The organism is Roseomonas sp. WA12 (assembly GCF_054165765.1).
In genome coordinates this window covers 2,683,202-2,700,500 of the sequence record NZ_CM135108.1, presented here as the reverse complement: position 1 = coordinate 2,700,500, position 17,299 = coordinate 2,683,202, and the positions used below count along the sequence as shown (strand labels likewise).

Here is a 17,299-nt window from a genome sequence, read left to right as displayed (position 1 = left end):
GCGCGATCATCCCGACGCAGCCCCTGCCGGCAAGCGCCCATTTCCATCCGGCCGCCGATCACGCCTAAGCTCGCGCAACCGCCTTCGGGAGCTCCGATGATGACCCTTTCGCGCCGCAGCGCCCTGCTTCTCTCCGCCGCAGCCCTGCTGCCCGCAGCCCATGCGCAGCCGGCCCCCTCGGGCGATGCCTGGCCCAACCGCCCCGTCCGCATCATCGTGCCCGCGCCAGGCGGCGGTGGCACGGCGGATACGCTGGCCCGCGTCTTCGCGCAGGAGCTGGAGAAGCGCATCGGCCAGCGCGTGATCATCGACAACCGCGGCGGTGCCAACGGCAACATCGGAGCCCTGGCTGGCGCGCGCTCCGCACCCGATGGCTACACGATCCTCTGGTCCTGGGCCGGGACGCTGGCAACCGGCCCCGCCCTCTACCGTGATCTGCCGTTCGACCCCGAGAAGGATTTCGAACCGGTCATCCTCATCGGCAACGTCCCCAACGTCCTCGTCGTGAACAAGGACCTACCGATCCGCAACCTCGAGCAGTTCGGCGCCTATGCCCGCACGAATCCTGGCGCCATCAATTTCGGTTCCACCGGCAACGGCTCGTCCATGCATCTCGCGGGCGAGCTCTACAAATCCCTCACCGGCGCGCAGATGACGCATGTGCCCTACACCTCGCCGGCGGCGGGCGTGACGGACCTCCTTTCCGGCCGCATCCAGGCGATGTTCAACCTCATCACCGGCGTCGGCCCGCAGGTGCGCGCGGGCGCGGTCACCCCCATCGCCATCCTGGACGACCGCCGCTCTCCCCAACTGCCTGACGTGCCCACCACCGCCGAGCTCGGCATGCCCGGCCTCGTCTTCGGCACCTGGTTCGGCCTGTTCCTTCCGAAGGGATCGGACCCCGCCTTCGTGCAGCGCCTGAACGCGCTCGCCAACGAGGTCCTCACCGATCCCGAGGCGAAGGCGCGCTTCGACCAGCAGGGCATGACTACCCTCGGCGGCCCGCCCGCGCGCCTCGCCACCTTCCTGCATGAGGAGATCGGGCGGCATGCGGCGCTGGTGCGGCAGTCAGGGGCGCGGAACGAGTAGGGAAGGCCGGGGGAGGGAACTTCCCCGAACCCCCTCCTTCTTTTGCAGGTTTGCTGGCGCGATTACGGCGCTGGCGGTTCAGATTCGCCCAGAGACTGCATCAGGCGGTTCGCATTGGCGAACATCGCGATGGAATGGATGAGGTCCAGCACCTCAAGATCCTCCATTCCCACTGCGCGCAGCGGCGCGAGGTCAGTGGCATTCACCGCACCGGGCGTCAGCGTCAGCTTCTCGCTGAAATCCGCGATGGCGCGGCGGCGCGGATCCGTCTCCACCGCATGCCCGCCATCCAGCACGCGCTGCATCGCCTCGGGCTGTTTCGACAGCTCGGCGAAGCGCCGCGCATGGACGGAGGTGCAGTACACGCAGCCATTCGCCATGGAGACGACGGCGGTCGAGAACTCGCGGTCCGCCCGCGGCAGCCCGCGCGGCGCATACATCACCGAGTTGAACAGCGCCCCGCGCTCGCCCAGCGAGGCCGGGTCCTGCGCGAGCGTCAGGAAGTAGGTCGAACGCCGCTGAGCCGGCGGGCAGGCCTCCAGCGCGGCAAGCTGCGCGGGGGTGGCGGTCTCCGCCTCCACGGGCGGGATGCGCGGCGTCCAGCCCACCTCCTCCATCGTGAAGTGCTTCATGCTGCGGTCTCCCCCTGCATCGCCCGCAACCCGGCAATCACCCGCACCTGGTACGGCACGAAGGAGACGAGCTGCGTGATCGCCACGATGTCCCGCGGCGTCAGCCCCATCGCGGACAGCCCGTCGATCGTCCCCTGCGTCACCTCCGCCGGATGCGATCCCACCACATCTGCATAACGCAGCAGCGCCGCCAGCCGCCCCTCCATCGGTGCTCCGGTCATGTCCTCGGCGAGCATGATCGCCTCCTGCGCGCCGGTGGCGTCCAGGAGCGCCCGGCACCGCGAGGCCAGCGCCCCGTCCCCCTCGCGCAGCGCCACGCGCAACGCCAGCGCCGCCCGATCCACATGGGACACGTTGCCGGGATCCTCCGGCATCAGCAGCTCCCGATACGCACCCTGCGCGTGGCGCAACGCCTCCGGCCGGCGTCGCCGCAATTCGGCCAGCGGCGATCCGGGCGCGATGCCCAGGATGTCCTCGATCAGATCGTCCGAGCTCATGCCGCATCCTCCCTCTCGGGCCATTCGTCGCCCAGCAGCTCCGGCGTGTCATAGGCCACGAGGCGCTCGAAATGCGTCTCGCGATCCTCCACGAACAGCGATCGCGCGATTCCCTGCGACAGCCGCCGCGCCCCAGCGGAGATCGCCGGAATATCGCCCGTCAGCTTCCCGTGGCTCAGCGTCGCCGGGTAGTTGAAGGCATGGATATGCGCCAGCGCCGGGCATTCCCCCGGCACCTTCTCCTGGAAGGAGAAATCCGGCGCCAGATCGGGCGAGAAGGCCAGCTCCTCGCTTTCCTGCCCGGGCTCCGGCGTGAACCGGTCCCGCCACAGCCGGATATGCGGCGCGATCAGCGCCAGCTCCGGCCGGTCCTCCAGGGCTACCTTGAAGCCCGTGGCGAAGATCAGGAAATCCACCGTGAAATCGCCGCGCGGCGTCCGCACCACCAGCGCGCCGCCCTCCTCCCGCACGCCCGTCACCGGGCTCGAGAGATGCAGCCGCGCATGCGGATGGCGGGAGACGCGCATCGTGCTGTCCCGTGGCGGCGGCGTCTGCGCGCTATTCGCGTAGTGCTGGAAGCGCCACTTCCACTCGTCCGGCAGGCCCGCGAAGCCATGCACCACGCCCTGGCTGCCGATGCCCGTGAACTTGTTCACCCGCGGCAGCGCCGCGCGCCGCACGAACAGGTCCAGCGACGCCGCGCCCGTCTCCAGCGCCGTCGCCGCATTGTCCATGGCTGAGGCACCCGCGCCCACCACGCCCACGCGCTTGCCGCGCAGTGCCTGGAAGTCGATCTCCTCGCGCGAATGCGCCCAGAACCGCTGGTCCACGCCGCGCGCCATATCCGGCACGAAATGCGCCCCTAAACCGTCGCGTCCGCTCGCCAGAACCAACCGCCGGCAGAGCAGTTCCGCCGCGTCCCGCATCTCCACCGCGATCAGCCCGTCCTCGCGTGGCCGGATCAGCGAGACCTCGACCCCGTTCTGCACGGGCACCGCCATCACCCGGCGATACCAATTGAGGTAGTCCATCCACATCCCGCGCGGGATCTTGCCGAGCGTTTCCCAGGCCCCGCCACCATGCTGCGCCTCGAAGAAGGCGCGGAAGGTGAGGGAGGGCAGCCCCAGCGCCGGCCCGGCCAGCCCCTTGGGCGAGCGCAGCGTCTCCATCCGCGCATAGGTCACCCAGGGGCCTTCCTGCCCCTGCGCCGCGCGATCCAGCACGCGCGTGCGATCCACCCCATCCAGCCGCAGCGCCGCCGCCGCCGCCAACCCTGCCATCCCCGCGCCGACGATCGCCACATCGACCACCGCGCGCCCATCCGCGGCATGCCGCTCCGGCACCCAGGGCTTGGCCGGCAGTTCCAGCAGCTCAAGGTCCTGCCGCAGCCGCGCCTCGAGCGCGTCCAGCCCGATCGGGTTCATGGCAAGGCCTGCATGCGTCGCTCCACCATTCCCCGCCAGGGCGCATCCTCGGGCGCGGAGGCGATCAGCGCCGTCCAGACGGCCCGCGCCGCCGCCGGCCTCCCGGCCTGCGCCTCGGCAAGCCCCGAGAGGAAGCGCAGCCCCACATGACTAGGCGCGCGCGGCACGGCATCGGCCAGGAAGGCGGACACCTCATCGAGCTGCCCGGCCTCGATCATCACCTGCGCGCGCTGTGAGGCGATATCGGGATCGAACCCCGCGCGCAGCACCTCCGCCAGCGCGGAAGCTGCCTCCGCCGGCCGGCCGCGATTGCGCTCGGCCTCCGCCAGCAGCAGCCAGCCCTGGCGCGACTGCATGCTTCCGGCCGGAACCGCCGCCAGCCGCGCCCGCAGTTGGGCGAGCAGCGCGTCGTCTCGCGCCTGCGCGTCGCGCCGCTCGACGTAGGGAGCGGAGGGCATCCCGGGAATGCCGTTCAGCAGATAGACCGAGAAGGCGAGCACCGGCACCACCACCAGCCCCGCCAGCACAGGCCCGCGCCCCCCGGCCCGCGCCGGCGCAGCCTCGGGCACGGCCAGCAGCCGGCGCTGCACTTCCAGCAAGGCGGCCGCATGGGCGGTTTCATCTAACCGGCCCAGCGCCTTGTCCCGCTCCAGCTCCGCCATCTGCGCGCGATACAGCGCCCGGTCCGCCGAAGCGCGATCCAGCGCGCCGGGCGCCCGCCACACGGCCCAGGCAAGCGGCAGCAGCGCGAGAACTGCCAGAAGCGCAGCAAGCAGCCAGGTCACGTCTCGCGCTCCAGCGCATCCAGCCGCGCGCGCTCGGCTTCCGTGAGCGGCTGCGGCGCGGTGCGCCCCCCCGTGCGTCGGCGCACCAGCACCAGCGCCAGGGCGCCCCCGCCCAGCGCAAGCACCGGGATCGCCCAGAGCGGCGCCGTCACCAGGTTGAAGGGCGGACGCAGTAGAACGAAGTCGCCGTAGCGCGCGTGCAGATACTCGCGCACACCCTCGTTGGACTCTCCCGCCGCTACGCGCTCACGCACAAGCCGCCGCAGATCGCGCGCCAGATCGGCCTCGCTGTCCTCGATCGACTGGTTCTGACACACCATGCAGCGCAGCTCGCGCCCGATCTCCTGCGCCCGCGCCTCGGCGGCCGGATCCGGCAGCATCTCCGCCGGCCGCCCCACCCCGAAGGCGAGCGACGGCACTAGCAGCAGCGCGAAAAGAAGCGCCCTCACGCGTGCCGCCGCAACAGCACGTCCAGCTCGGCCGAGACCGTGTCCGGCATCATCGGCCCGGCCCAACGCCACCGGATCATCCCCGCCCCGTCGATCAGATAGGTCTCCGGCACGCCGTACAGGCCGTATTCGATCCCCGCGCGTCCATCCGCATCCGCGACCAGCGCCTGGAAGGGATTGCCGTGCCGCGTCAGGAAGCGCGCGGCTTCCGCCGGCTTGTCCTTGTAGTTGATGCCCAGCAGACGCACGCCGCGCCGCTGCAACGCCATCAGCTGCGGATGCTCCACCACGCAGGGCACGCACCAGGAGGCCCAGAAATTGACCAAAACCGGCCCACCCGGCGCGGCCAGCGCCTCAGGCGCGAAGCCCGGAAGGCCGACACCCTCCACCGCCGGAAGCGCCATGCGCGGCGCCGGCTTGCCGATCAATGCGGAGGGCACGCCGCGCGGGTCATAGGACCCGTCGCGCATCCCGCGCAGCATTGCCCAGAAGCCAAGCCCGCCCGCCGCCGCCAGCCCCAGCGGCGCCCAAAGCAGTGCCCGGCGGGGCAGGGGCGCCTTCGTCTCGCTCACGCCGAGGCCTCGCCGGCCGCCCGGGCCGCACGCCGCGCCGGCGCCCCGACCCGCGCCCGCCGATCGGACAGCGACAATCCCCCGCCCAGCGCCATGATCGCGGCGCCTAGCCAGATCCAGGGCGCCAGCGGGTTGTGGTGCAGCCGCAGTGTCGCGGCCCCGCCCTCCTCCTCGCCCATCACTGCATAGAGGTCCGACGCCACCGTGGTGTGGATCGCGGCCTCCGTCGTGCTCTGCCGCGCCAGCGGGAAGTTCCGCTTCTCCGGCTCCAGCACCGTCACGGGCGCGCCGCCCCGTGTCACCGTCACCGTCGCGCGGCGGCTGGTCCAGTTCGGCCCGACCACGTCGCGCACCCCCTCCAGCTTCCACTCATACCCGCCGAGCGACAGTGTCTCCCCCGGCCGCACCGCGGCCAGCCGCTCCGTCGCCAGTCCCATCCCGGCCATGCCCAGCAGCATCACGCCAAAACCCGCATGCGCCACCGCACCGCCCCAGGCCGCCCGCGGCAGCCCGCGCGCACGCGCGAAAGCGGCGCGCGGCCGAGAGAACAGTGCGATCCGCTCCGCGATATCCGTCAGCGCCGCCAGGATCAGCCACAGCGCCGCGCCGAAGCCCAGTGCCGGCAGCACCGGATGCCCCTGCACCAGCCACACCACCGCGATGGCGCCCAGCGCGATCAGCGCCGCCCACCACAGCCGCTGCAGCACCGGCCAGGGCCGCGCGCGCTTCCACGCCATCAACGGCCCTGCCGCCATGGCCAGGATCAGCGGCAGCGCCAGCGGAAACACGGTCGCCTGATAGAAGGGCGGCCCGACCGAAATCTTCGCCTTGAGCATCAGATCCGCGAACATCGGATACAGCGTGCCCGCCAGCACCACCGCCGCGATCGTGCAGAGCAGCAGGTTGTTCAGCACCAGCGCCCCTTCGCGCGAAATTGGCGCGAAGATCCCCGTCGGCGCCAGCGACGGCGCGCGCCAGGCGAAGAGCGCGAAGGCCCCGCCCACGGTCAGCACCAGCAGCCCCAGGATGAACACCCCGCGCTCCGGGTCATTGGCGAAGGCATGCACCGAGTTCAGCACGCCCGAGCGCACGAGGAAGGTGCCCAGCAGCGACATGGAAAACGCCAGGATCGCCAGCAGCACGGACCAGGTCTTCAGCGCCTCGCGCTTCTCCACCACAATCGCGGAATGCAGCAGCGCGCAGCCCGCCAGCCAAGGCAGCAGCGAGGCGTTCTCGACGGGGTCCCAGAACCAGTAGCCGCCCCAGCCCAGCTCGTAATAGGCCCACCAGGACCCCAGCGCGATGCCGAGCGTCAGGAACGACCAGGATGCCAGCGCCCAGGGCCGCACCCAGCGCCCCCAGGCCGCATCCACACGCCCTTCGATCAGCGCCGCGATGGCAAAGGCGAAGGTCACCGCCGTGCCGACATAACCGAGGTAGAGGAGGGGAGGATGGAAGGCGAGGCCGGGGTCCTGCAGCACGGGGTTCAGCCCCTGCCCATCCGCCGCCGGCGGCCACACGCGGGTGAAGGGATTGGAGGTCGCCAGGATGAAGGCGAGGAACCCCACCGCGATCATCCCCAGCACCGACAGCACCCGCGCCCGCAGCGCCCCCGGTAGCCCGCGCCCGAAGCCCGCCACCGCCGCCCCGCACAGCGCCAGGATCAGCACCCACAGCACCATGGAACCCTCATGGTTGCCCCAGGCGCCGGCCAGCTTGTACAGCATCGGCTTCGCCGAATGGCTGTTCTGCACCACGTTGGAAACGGTGGTGTCGTTCACGCCGAAGGACCATAGCAGCGCCGCGAAGGCGGACCCCACCGCGATCAGCACGCCCGCTGCCAGCCCAGGGCCCGCCGCCATCAGCCGCGCATCGCCACGCTGCGCGCCCACCAGCGGCAGCACCGCCTGCGCCAGCGCCAGCGCCAGGGCAAGCGCGAGGGCGAAGTGTCCGAGTTCAGGGATCATCCGCCGGTCCTGGCTGGCTGCCCAGAGGGCTGCCCATTGGTCTGCATCGTGTTCCACCCCGCGGCCGGCGGTGCCGCGCCCTGCTCGGGGTTCCAGTGACCGCTACGCTTCAGCGCATCCATCACTTCGGGGGGCATGTAGGTCTCGTCATGCCGCGCCAGCACCTCGGAGGCGACGAAGCCGCCATCCGGGCGCATCCGCCCCAGCGCCACCACCCCCTGGCCTTCCCGGAACAGGTCCGGCAGCACGCCGCGATAGGTCACGGCCACCTGATGCGGACCATCGGTGACCCGGAAGCGCGCATCCGCCCCCTCGCGCACCACGCTTCCCGCCTCCACGAGGCCGCCCAGGCGGAAGGCCCGCCCATCCGAGGGCGGCGCCGCCGCGATGTCGGAGGGAGAGCGGAAGAAGACGAGGTTGTCGCGGAAGGCCGTCAGCGCCAGCGCTGCCGCGGCCCCCAGCCCCAGCCCGCAGAGCAGCAGCACCCATAACCGCCGCCGCCGGCGCGCGGCCGCAAGACCAAGTCCAACCCGTGTGGCCGCCGCGCCGCTCATGCTGCTCCTCCCTGGCCGCGCTCCAGCTCCCGCAGTCGCCTCGCCGCCGCCCGGTGCCGCAGCGCCGCGCCAAGCGCCAGCCCGCCGAAGCCGATCGCCGCCAGCCCCCAGGCCGCGGCCACATTCATCCAGTGCGCCGTCATGCCGGCACCGCCTGGGCCGGCGCCCCGTCATCAGTATTCCGGTCCGCCGCCCGCGCGCGGGCCAGTTCAAGCGACTGCACCCGCCGCTCCATCACCGCTGCGCGCACCCGCGCCAGCACAAGCGTTGTGAACAGCAGCGAGAACCCGATGGCGCAGGCCAGCAGCGGCCCGAGCATGGAGACATGCATCGAGGGTCCCGCCATCCGTGCCACGCTGGCCGGCTGGTGCAGTGTGTTCCACCAATCCACCGAGAACTTAACAACCGGCAGGTTCACCACCCCTACCAGCGCGAGGATCGCCCCCATCCGCGCTCCGCGCTCCTCATCCTCGAAGGCCCGTGTCAGCGCCGCATGGCCGACCCACAGGAAGAAGAGCACGAGCACGGAGGTCATCCGCGCATCCCAGGCCCACCAGGTGCCCCACATCGGCCGCCCCCACAGGCTGCCGGTCGCCAGGCAGAGCGCCGTCGCGACCGCGCCCACGGGCGAGAGCTCCCGCGCCGCCAGATCCGCCAGCGGATGCTTCCAGACCAGCGCCAGCACCGAGGCCACGGCCAGCCCGGCGTAGCCCGCCATCGCCAGCCAGGCCATCGGGACGTGCACATACATGATCCGCACCGTCTCCCCCTGCTGCCAGTCGGCCGGGGAGACGAACAGCGCCCAGCCCGCAGCCGGCAGCAGCACCGCCAGCGACAGTGTCCACAACCAGGGCATGAGCCGCGCCGTCGCCCGCAGGAAACGACCGGGGTTGGCGAAGCGGTGGAGGAGCGGCGCGGGAGAGGTCAGGGCAGGAGGTCCACGCGGTGGTCAGACCCCCGGGGCGGGGGCGTCGGGGCAGCAAGCGCGCCGGTTCTAGCGCGCCCGGCCGCGCGCTGGAATTGTCGGAAGAAACCGGCTGTCATGACGGGGCAGATAGGGCTGGCCAGGCACCTTCAGGAGAGGCAGCGGCACGGCGATCCTCGATTTCTCTCGCCGGGGCCGGAGGGGTGTTCCGCCAAGAGACCAACAACCACGCAAAATACAACCTTCGGTATTCAAATCCTCGTTTGTGCAACCTATGGTGAGAGCGCCGGGATCACCCGGGCGCCATCGCGGAGGGCCGAATGAGGCTTCAAAACTGGTTCGGCCCCGGCTGGCGCCAGGGCCTCGCGGTGGCCCTGGCCTGCGCCCTCCTGGGCACGGCCGGCTCCCTCCTTCTGCTCCGTACCGAACGGCAGCGTCTGCTTGATGATGCTGGCACGCGTCTCGCCTCCTTTGCCACCGTCATGGCCCAGCGCCTGGATTCCGGCCTGGCCAGCTGGGCCCATGATGTCGGGATGCTCGCACGATTCGAGGTCTTCGAGCGGCGCCCGGCCGACCCGGCCGCCGCCCGCCGTCTGCTCGAGGACCTGCGCAGCCGCTCTCCCACCTTCTCATGGATCGGCTTCACCGGCACCGATGGCCGCGTGATCGCCGCCACCGACGGCCTGCTGGAGGGCGCGAACGTCGCCGCCCGTCCCTGGTTCAACCCCGGCCTCGCGGGGCTCCATCTGGGCGATGTCCACCCCGCGGTGCTGCTGGCCAAGCTGCTGCCCGAGGATCGCGGCGGTGGCGCGGATGCCTATTTCGTCGATGCCGCCGCCCCTGTCCGCAGTGTGGATGGCGAGGTGATCGGCGTGGTCTCCGGCCATCTTACCTGGCGCTGGGCCCAGGGCGTGCGGGAGGAGATGACCAGTCTATCCCCATGGCAGCCCGCGCCCGAGCTGCGCGTGCTCTCCGCGGACGGCACCGTGCTTCTCGGGCCTGACAGCGAGCGCGGCCGCGCCTGGCCGCAGCCCGTCACCCCCGGCGGCTGGCGGGAGGCCGAGCGGCCCGGAGAAGCCCCGTCGATTCTCGCCGCCTCTCGTCCGGACAGGAGCAGCCGTCTCAGCCTCGGCTGGATGGTCGTTGCGGAACGGGCGCGGGAGGACGTGCTGGCGCCGCTCTGGTCCTTTGCCATTTGGCTCGGCCTGGGCACCCTCGGCGTCGCGGCCCTCGGTGGGCTCCTGGCCGGGTGGAATGCCGGCCGCTACGGCCTTGCCATCCAGAGCATCCTCGGCAGTTCCGAGCGGCGGGACGTGGCGCGGCGGTTGGAAGAGCTGCGCGACCAGGCTTGGCGCGACCCGCTGACCGGCCTGCTGAACCGCGCCGGCTTCGAGGCCTGGACCATGGCCGACGCCAAGCGCGCCACGAACTGCGCCGTCGTCGCCATGGACCTGGACGGCTTCAAGCCTATCAACGACCGCTACGGGCATGCCGCCGGCGACGCCGTTCTCGCAGGAATCGGCGACTGGCTGCGCAACAACACCCGTATCGGCGATGCCGCCGTCCGCACGGGCGGGGACGAGTTCGTCCTCTGCCTTCCCGGGCCGCCGGAGCAGGCGAGGGAGGCCGCGCGCGAGGTCGGGGCCCGGCTGAATGCCGCATTGCGGGAGGGGCTGCCTAGCCCGGCCGGCCCGCTGCGCCTCGGCTGCAGCGTGGGCATCGCCGTGGTGCCGCGGGACGCGCCGTCCCTGACCGAGGCGATCGCCCTTGCTGATGCCGCACTTTACGAGGCGAAGCGCAACAAGCCCGTCGCCTTCGTTCGCGCAGCCTAGGCCCGCCCTCCTGGGGGCCAAGCGCTCCGTGAAGGGACGGTGCTTGACGCCGACGCCGCCCGGCTCTTTCCTCCTGCCCGTCAGATTTCCTGTTTTCATCGTGAAAACAAGGATTTGTTGGGAAGCGAGGAAACCGGCAAATGGCCCAGCAAGAGCCCGTGACGACCACCCTGGAGGAGGGCGTCGCGGTCATCCGCATCGCCAACCCGCCGGTGAACGCGCTCAGCGCCGCCGTGCGCGGCGGGCTGAAGCGGGCCGCCGATGCCGCCGCGGCCGATCCGGCCGTGCGGGCTGTGGTGATCGCGGCAGAGGGCCGCACCTTCATCGCTGGCGCCGATATCAGCGAGTTCGGCAAGCCGCCCGTGCCGCCGAGCCTGCCCGAGACCCTCGCCCTCCTCGAATCCCTTTCCAAGCCCGTGGTCGCCGCCATCAACGGCGCGGCGCTGGGTGGCGGGCTTGAGGTTGCGCTGGGCTGCCACGCGCGCGTTGCCGTACCCTCCGCCAAGCTTGGCCTGCCTGAGGTCAAGCTTGGCATCCTGCCCGGCGCCGGCGGCACGCAGCGCCTCCCCCGCGTGATCGGCGCCGGCCCGGCGCTGAAGATCATGGCCGAGGGCAATCCCATCTCCGCCGGGGAGGCCCAGGCGAACGGGCTTGTGGACGAGGTGGCCGAGGACGTGCTGGCCGCCGCCAAGGCCCTTGCCCTCCGCCTCGCCGACGGCACGCTTCCCGCCCCGGCGCGGGACCGCACGGATCTGGGTGACCGCGAAGCCTTCGAGGCCGCTGCTGCCGCCCTGCTGAAGAAGCACGCCGACAACCCCAGCGTCGCCGCCTGCGTCGATGCCGTCCGTGCCTGCTTCGAAAAGCCCTTCGACGAGGGGCTGGCGGTGGAGCGCGCCCATTTTCTCCGCCTGCGGGACGACCCGCGCAGCAAGGCCCTGCGCCACGTCTTCTTCGCCGAACGCGCAGCCGCCCGCATCCCCGGCCTGCCCAAGGGCACGGCGGCTCGCCCCGTCGCGCGCGCGGCGGTTATCGGCGCCGGCACCATGGGCGGCGGCATCGCGATGAGCTTCGCCAATGCCGGCATCCCCGTGACGCTGATTGAGACCACCGAGGAGAACCTGCAGCGCGGGCTGGAGCGCGTGGAAGGCAACTACGCCATGTCAGTGAAGCGCGGCAGCCTGACCGAGGAAGCCCGGGCCAAGCGCATGGGCCTGATCGAGGGCAAGGTCGGGCTTGAGGCCGCGTCGGGCGCCGATGTGGTGGTGGAGGCGGTGTTCGAGGAGATGGGGCTGAAGAAGGAGATCTTCGGCAAGCTGCAGGGCATCGCCAAGCCCGGTGCCGTGCTCGCCACCAACACCTCCTATCTCGACGTGGATGAGATCGCGGCCAGCACCACCCGTCCGGGCGACGTGCTGGGCATGCACTTCTTCTCCCCTGCCAACGTCATGAAGCTGCTGGAGGTGGTGCGCGGCGCGCAGACGGCACCCGACGCCCTGGCCACCGCGGTGGAACTGGGCCGGAAGCTGGCCAAGGTCCCGGTCGTTTCCGGCGTCTGCTACGGCTTCATCGGCAACCGCATGCTCTCGCGCCGCACCGCCCAGGCCGAGCGCCTGCTGCAGGAGGGCGCCCTGCCCGAGCAGGTGGACAAGGCGCTGACCGATTTCGGCTTCCGCATGGGCCCCTTCGCCATGTCCGACCTTGCGGGCCTCGACATCGGCTGGCGCATCCGCAAGGCGACCGGCAAGACCTCGCCCGTGGCCGACGCGCTCTGCGAGGCAGGGCGCCTCGGCCAGAAGACCAAGCGCGGCTACTACGACTACTCCGGCGATGGCCGCACCGGCACGCCGGACCCGGAGGTGGTTGCTCTCATCGAGCGGGTCTCGGCGGAACAGGGCATCGCGCGCCGCGCCCTTGCGCAGGACGAGATCCTGGACCGGCTCCTCCTGCCGATGATCAACGAGGGCGCGCGCATCCTCGAAGAAGGCATCGCGGCGCGGGCCGGCGACATCGATACGGTCTGGCTCAACGGCTATGGCTGGCCCGCCTGGACTGGCGGCCCGATGTTCTACGCCGATGCACGCGGCCTGCCGGAGATCGTCGCCCGCTTGCGCGAATTCGCCGCCGCCTCGGGCGACGACACCCTGCAGCCCGCCGCCCTCCTCGTGCGACTGGCGGATGAGGGCGGCAGCTTCGCCGCCATCGACGAGAAGGCCGCCGCATGACCTTCGACCCCGAGGCCGAGGGCTGGGCCGCGCGCCCGCCCATTGGCTTCTCCGGCCTTACCGGCCCGCTCTGGTCCCGCCCCGAGGGCGATGGCTGGGCTTACGGGCTTCTTGCCGAGTCCCGCCATGCCAATGGCCACGGCATCGTTCATGGCGGGATGCTGGTCACGCTGCTGGACAACACGCTGGGGCTGGCGGTCTGGCACGCCACCGGCCTCCGCCCCTCGGTGACCATGCAGCTGAACACGCATTTCATGGCCGCAGCTCGTCCCGGGGAGTTTCTCGAGGCGCGCGGGGAAATCCTGCGCCTGGCGAATTCCGTCGCCTTCGTCCGCGGCACCCTCACGGTCGGTGACCGTCTTGTCGCTGCTGCCGATGGGGTGTGGAAGGTGCTGGCGGTGAAGCCCGGCGCCGCCAAAGCGGAAACCGACCCGGCCTGACCAGCAACCTGCGGGGGGGTACCTCTCCCCCCGCCGGGCTGGATCAGCGCAGCGGCGTGCCGCTGTGCTCGGGATCCTCCTCGATCTCCCGCTGCGCCTCCTCCGCATCCTCCCGAGAGACGATGCCGCGGGTGTGCAGGTCGGGGTCGCCGCCCTCGGCGGCTTCCAGATGGCTCTTGATGCTCCGCAGCGCATTGCCGGCATTGGTGGGCGCGTCGTCGGGGCTCATCTCCTCCGCCGGCGGCTCGGGAACATGGTCGCCCTCGGCAAAGGTGAGGGAGAGCTCGGCCACTTGGCCCGATCCCGTGACCACCATCTCCCCGGCGGGGGCAGTGGTCCAGCGAACGGTGCGGGCGGACGGGTCGGCGCTCACCCCGGCATCGGGAAGCGAATCGGCCTCGTGGCGCAGATGCGCGAACCAGAACCGGGCATTGCCCGGCTCCGACAGCCAGGCGAGAAGTCGGTCCGGCGCGGTATGGACGGTGATCTTGGCGTGCATGGGTCCCTCCAGGGTCTGGGGGCCTATCGCCCGGGATGTGGCCGGGGTTGCGCGTGGGCGGGCGGACACTGTTGAGGATCGTTCCTGCGCGGCGGTGTGGACGACCCTTGATTGCGCCCGCGAAGCTGGCCATTGCTGGCTCAGCCGCCCGCGCGGCGCGTGAGGACAGCCCGACTTTGACCCATCCCGCCCCCGGCGCGGCCCCAGGCATGGCCGTGGGCCGGCCTCCTGGCCAGCCGCTGCGGCGGACCGCGACGTCCCCGGCTCAGGTTCTTCCCAGTTTTCGGCCGAATGCCGCGGCTTTGGCCCGTGCCCCGCTCCGGGGGTCCCGGCGGCCGTGACCGCGGACACCGGCCCGGCGCCGGAGAGGGAAGGGGAGGGCGGCGCGGCGCTGCGCCGCCTGGCCGAGCGCACCCCACGCAATGCAGCGCCCGCCAGCGAGGCTGCGGTGCGCGCCCAGACGGACGCGTCGGACGAGGCGCAGCGCCTGCGCGATGCCCTCACCACATCGGGCATCATGGCCTCCTGGGACTGGGACGTGCCCGCGCGGCGGATCGTCGGGGACCGACATTTCGCCTCGCTCTACGGCCTCTCGCCCGAGAATGCAGCGCAGGGCATCGGGCCGGGCGCTTTCTTCTCCATCATCCACCCCGAGGACCAGCCTCGCATCCGGCTCGCCATCGGCGCCATCCTGCGCGGGGCGGAACTCTTCTCGAAGGAGTACCGCGTCCTGCTGCCCGGCGGCTCCTTCCGCTGGGTCCATGGCCGCGGCCGCCTCTACCCGGATGCGGCGGGCGGGGCTCGCTTCGTCGGCACGCTGGTGGACATCACCGACCAGAAGCGCGCCGAGGAACGGCTGCGCATCGCCCAGACCGCGGGCGGCATCGGCACTTTCGAGTACATCGCCGGCTTCGGCACCGCTGCCGTCTCCAACCAGTTCTGCCAGCTTCTCGGTCTCCAGCCCGCCCAGGACCTGCCGCTGCGGACGATCAACGCCGTGGTGCACCCGGGTGACCCGCCGGTCATTGAGACCGGAATGACCGAGAGGGCGATGACCAGTGCGGGCGGGGGCGAGGCGCCCGGTTCCGGCCAGGGCCCGGCCGAGGCCGAGTTCCGCATCCGCCGCGCCGACACGGGCGAGCTGCGCTGGCTGATGCGCCGCGGCGAGTACCTGCGCGACGCCGAGACGGCGGACCTGCGCTTCAGCGGCGTGATCTACGACATCACCGCGACCAAGCGCACGGAGGCCCGGCTCCGCGCCCTGAACGAAGGGCTGGAATCCGAGGTCGCCGCCCGCACCGCTGACCGCAACCGCCTGTGGCTTCTCTCGGCCGATATCATGCTCGTCGCCCGGCTGGACGGTGGGATCGTAGCGGTGAACCCGGCATGGACGACCGTGCTGGGCTGGGACGAGGCTGAGCTGGTCGGCCGCCCGGTTTTCGACCTCATCCATCCCGAGGACCAGGCCGGCGCCCACGGTCGTCTCGCGGCGTTGAACCGGGGTGAAGCCCTGTTCCGCTCCGAGGACCGCTACCGCTGCAAGGACGGCACGTGGCGCTGGATCAGCTGGTCGGCCAATGTCGCCGAGGGGATGATCAGCGCCGTCGGGCGCGACGTGACCGAGGAGAAGGAGCGCAACGAGGCCCTGCGCCAGGCCGAGGAGGCGCTGCGGCAGAGCCAGAAGATGGAGGCTGTCGGCCAGCTCACCGGCGGCATCGCCCATGACTTCAATAACCTTCTGACGGGCATCGTCGGCAGCCTGGAGCTGCTACGCGCGCGCGTCGCCCAGGGCCGGACGGAGCAGGTGGAGCGCTACGTCGCCGCCGCCCAGGGCGCCGCCGATCGCGCGGCGGCGCTCACCCACCGCCTGCTTGCCTTCTCCCGCCGGCAGACGCTCGATCCCCGTCCGACCCAGCCTAACCGGCTGATCCAGGGCATGGAGGAGCTGATCCGCCGCACCATGGGCCCATCCATCGAGGTGGAGACGGTGCTGGCCGTCGGCCTCTGGCCCACCCTGTGCGACCCGCACCAGCTCGAGAACGCGATCCTCAACCTCGCGATCAACGCGCGCGACGCCATGCCCGGCGGCGGGCGCCTGACCATCGAGACCGTGAACTCCTGGGTGGACGAGCGCGCGGCGCGGGAGCGCGACATGGCTGCCGGCCAGTACGTCACCATCTGCGTCACTGATACGGGCACCGGCATGCCGCCCGACGTCATCGCGCGCGCCTTCGACCCCTTCTTCACCACCAAGCCGATCGGCCAGGGCACGGGCCTTGGCCTGTCCATGATCTACGGCTTCGCGCGCCAGTCCGGCGGGCATGTGCGGATCTATTCCGAGGTGGGGGAGGGGACCACGATGCGCCTCTACCTCCCCCGTCACTGGGGCGAGGCCGAGGAAGGGGCGGAGGGCCCCGTCCACGCCGTCCTGCCGCGCGCCCGCGCCGGCGAGACGGTGCTGGTGGTCGATGACGAGCCCACCATCCGCATGCTGGTGGCCGAGGTTCTGCAGGAGCTGGGCTACGCCGCGATCGAGGCGGCCGACGGCGCCGCGGCGCTCCGCGTCCTGCGCTCCGACTCACGCCTCGACCTTCTCATCACAGATGTCGGCCTGCCCGGGGGCATGAATGGTCGGCAGGTCGCCGATGCCGGGCGACAGGCCCGCCCTGAACTGCCCGTGCTGTTCATCACCGGCTATGCCGAGAACGCCGCGATCGGGAACGGGCACCTGGAGCCCGGCATGCATGTGCTGACCAAGCCCTTCGCGATGGAGGCACTGGCCACCCGCATCAAGGCGATCATCGAGAAGGGCTGAGCCGGCGCTCTGCTGGATCCGGGATGAATTCGCGGAAACGTCTCGCAGGCCGGCTCGTCTAACCCTTGTGATGGACGCGGCGCGAATCCAGTTCCTGGCGCGAACCGCGGTACGCCCCTACGCCATGACCTTCTCAAAGCTGTTCAACACGGTGGCCAGCCGCGTGGCCCAGGCCACCGGCCGGCCGATGACCTTCATCCTCTGCGTCGTGACCGTGATCGCCTGGGCGGTGTCGGGCCCCTTCTTCGGCTTTTCGGATACCTGGCAGCTCGTCATCAACACGGGCACGACCATCGTCACCTTCCTGATGGTCTTCCTCATCCAGAACACCCAGAACCGCGACGGCGCGGCCATTCAGGCGAAGCTCGACGAGCTGATCCGTACCAGTGCAGCCGGCAACGCCTATATTGGCATCGAGCACCTGACCGAGGAGGAGCTGGACCGAATCCGCGCCGCCTGCGAGAGGCGCGCCCGCACGGCCGAAGCTGCCGAGGACGCTGCCGACCGGGCCGAGGATCGCGCCAACCGGCGCGCCAGCCAGGCCGCGGATGCCGCGGTGGGCTGACCGCCTCCCGACCCTTTTTCTTGACCCCGGCG

Annotated in this window: 17 protein-coding genes; 6 read left to right on the top strand and 11 right to left on the bottom strand. The window is 71.3% G+C overall.

Annotated features, from left to right (window positions below; genetic code table 11):
* Positions 1–96 precede the first annotated feature (96 nt).
* The gene (locus ACVBD7_RS12955) at positions 97–1,089 is read left to right on the top strand and encodes a Bug family tripartite tricarboxylate transporter substrate binding protein (RefSeq protein WP_458093651.1); all 993 of its coding nucleotides are present in this window, start codon (positions 97–99) and stop codon (positions 1,087–1,089) included.
* A gap of 62 nt (positions 1,090–1,151) precedes the next feature.
* On the opposite strand, the gene ACVBD7_RS12950 is transcribed toward ACVBD7_RS12955, so the two are convergent.
* Genes ACVBD7_RS12950 through ACVBD7_RS12905 form a run of 10 tightly spaced genes read right to left on the bottom strand, consistent with a single transcriptional unit; the run spans position 1,152 to position 8,825 of the window.
* Positions 1,152–1,721, bottom strand: a complete 570-nt coding sequence (locus ACVBD7_RS12950; protein WP_458093650.1) for a peroxidase-related enzyme — start codon at positions 1,719–1,721, stop codon at positions 1,152–1,154.
* Entirely contained in the window at positions 1,718–2,218 is a 501-nt protein-coding gene (locus tag ACVBD7_RS12945; RefSeq protein ID WP_458093649.1) for a CMD domain-containing protein, read from the bottom strand. The genes ACVBD7_RS12950 and ACVBD7_RS12945 overlap by 4 nt, the downstream gene beginning before the upstream one ends.
* Positions 2,215–3,642, bottom strand: a complete 1,428-nt coding sequence (locus tag ACVBD7_RS12940) for an NAD(P)-binding domain-containing protein (RefSeq protein WP_458093648.1) — start codon at positions 3,640–3,642, stop codon at positions 2,215–2,217. The genes ACVBD7_RS12945 and ACVBD7_RS12940 overlap by 4 nt, the downstream gene beginning before the upstream one ends.
* Positions 3,639–4,427 (bottom strand): c-type cytochrome biogenesis protein CcmI, encoded by a 789-nt coding sequence (ccmI, locus tag ACVBD7_RS12935; RefSeq protein WP_458093647.1) that lies wholly within the window; start codon positions 4,425–4,427, stop codon positions 3,639–3,641. The genes ACVBD7_RS12940 and ccmI overlap by 4 nt, the downstream gene beginning before the upstream one ends.
* Positions 4,424–4,876, bottom strand: a complete 453-nt coding sequence (locus ACVBD7_RS12930) for a cytochrome c-type biogenesis protein (RefSeq protein WP_458093646.1) — start codon at positions 4,874–4,876, stop codon at positions 4,424–4,426. Before ACVBD7_RS12930 ends, ccmI begins: the two co-directional genes overlap by 4 nt.
* Positions 4,873–5,448 carry a DsbE family thiol:disulfide interchange protein gene (locus ACVBD7_RS12925; protein ID WP_458093645.1) on the bottom strand — a complete coding sequence of 192 codons (576 nt, stop codon included), beginning with the start codon at positions 5,446–5,448 and terminating at the stop codon, positions 4,873–4,875. The genes ACVBD7_RS12930 and ACVBD7_RS12925 overlap by 4 nt, the downstream gene beginning before the upstream one ends.
* A complete protein-coding gene (locus tag ACVBD7_RS12920) occupies positions 5,445–7,415 on the bottom strand; it encodes a heme lyase CcmF/NrfE family subunit (RefSeq protein WP_458093644.1) in 1,971 nt (656 codons plus the stop codon). Before ACVBD7_RS12920 ends, ACVBD7_RS12925 begins: the two co-directional genes overlap by 4 nt.
* Positions 7,412–7,969 (bottom strand): cytochrome c maturation protein CcmE, encoded by a 558-nt coding sequence (gene ccmE, locus ACVBD7_RS12915; protein ID WP_458093643.1) that lies wholly within the window; start codon positions 7,967–7,969, stop codon positions 7,412–7,414. The genes ACVBD7_RS12920 and ccmE overlap by 4 nt, the downstream gene beginning before the upstream one ends.
* Positions 7,966–8,112: a hypothetical protein gene (locus ACVBD7_RS12910; protein WP_458093642.1), complete on the bottom strand. Its 147-nt coding sequence runs from the start codon at positions 8,110–8,112 to the stop codon at positions 7,966–7,968. The genes ccmE and ACVBD7_RS12910 overlap by 4 nt, the downstream gene beginning before the upstream one ends.
* On the bottom strand, positions 8,109–8,825 hold the full coding sequence (locus tag ACVBD7_RS12905) for a heme ABC transporter permease (RefSeq protein ID WP_458093641.1): 717 nt from the start codon (positions 8,823–8,825) through the stop codon (positions 8,109–8,111). Before ACVBD7_RS12905 ends, ACVBD7_RS12910 begins: the two co-directional genes overlap by 4 nt.
* Positions 8,826–9,214: 389 nt before the next feature.
* Between ACVBD7_RS12905 and ACVBD7_RS12900 the strand changes: the two genes are divergently transcribed.
* From ACVBD7_RS12900 to ACVBD7_RS12890, 3 genes are all read left to right on the top strand, one after another.
* Positions 9,215–10,726, top strand: a complete 1,512-nt coding sequence (locus ACVBD7_RS12900) for a sensor domain-containing diguanylate cyclase (RefSeq protein ID WP_458093640.1) — start codon at positions 9,215–9,217, stop codon at positions 10,724–10,726.
* A gap of 140 nt (positions 10,727–10,866) precedes the next feature.
* Complete coding sequence (locus ACVBD7_RS12895) at positions 10,867–12,948, top strand: 3-hydroxyacyl-CoA dehydrogenase NAD-binding domain-containing protein (RefSeq protein WP_458093639.1); 2,082 nt, start codon at positions 10,867–10,869, stop codon at positions 12,946–12,948.
* The gene (locus tag ACVBD7_RS12890; RefSeq protein WP_458093638.1) at positions 12,945–13,388 is read left to right on the top strand and encodes a PaaI family thioesterase; all 444 of its coding nucleotides are present in this window, start codon (positions 12,945–12,947) and stop codon (positions 13,386–13,388) included. The genes ACVBD7_RS12895 and ACVBD7_RS12890 overlap by 4 nt, the downstream gene beginning before the upstream one ends.
* Positions 13,389–13,431: 43 nt before the next feature.
* Here the strand turns inward: ACVBD7_RS12890 and ACVBD7_RS12885 are convergent, their stop codons facing one another.
* Complete coding sequence (locus tag ACVBD7_RS12885) at positions 13,432–13,887, bottom strand: hypothetical protein (protein ID WP_458093637.1); 456 nt, start codon at positions 13,885–13,887, stop codon at positions 13,432–13,434.
* A 337-nt stretch (positions 13,888–14,224) separates the two neighbouring features.
* Here ACVBD7_RS12885 and ACVBD7_RS12880 point away from each other — a divergent pair, with 337 nt between their 5' ends.
* Together ACVBD7_RS12880 and ACVBD7_RS12875 are read left to right on the top strand one after the other, a co-directional pair.
* The gene (locus ACVBD7_RS12880) at positions 14,225–16,702 is read left to right on the top strand and encodes a PAS domain-containing protein (protein WP_458093636.1); all 2,478 of its coding nucleotides are present in this window, start codon (positions 14,225–14,227) and stop codon (positions 16,700–16,702) included.
* A gap of 70 nt (positions 16,703–16,772) precedes the next feature.
* Positions 16,773–17,267 (top strand): low affinity iron permease family protein, encoded by a 495-nt coding sequence (locus ACVBD7_RS12875; protein WP_458093635.1) that lies wholly within the window; start codon positions 16,773–16,775, stop codon positions 17,265–17,267.
* The last annotated feature ends 32 nt before the right edge of the window (positions 17,268–17,299 follow it).